General features: G+C 38.6%; 1 rRNA gene. It reads right to left on the bottom strand.

Annotated elements, in window-relative coordinates:
* Positions 1-110 (bottom strand): 23S ribosomal RNA (locus AC0L0O_RS30110); the annotation flags it as partial.
* Between the last annotated feature and the right edge of the window lie 139 nt (positions 111-249).

The following is a 249-nucleotide window of genomic DNA, read 5'->3' as shown; positions in this document are numbered from 1 at the left end:
TCTTCGGATCAAAGCTTACTTACAGCTCCCCGAAGCATATCGGCGTTAGTCCCGTCCTTCATCGACTCCTAGTGTCAAGGCATCCACCGTGCGCCCTTTCTAACTTAACCAAACTAAAAATTAAAAATATGAGCTACACTGTTATCTAGTTTTCAAAGAACATACATTTATATATGAGAGATAGTTCTCTCAAAACTGAACAAAACGAAACACGGAAACTTATATTGATGAACAGCGTTCATCAATTCT

Source organism: Bacillus sp. GS3m_15504, from assembly GCF_055825275.1.
Note: the sequence above shows the minus strand (reverse complement) of the source record. Positions and strands in the feature narration are given on the sequence as shown.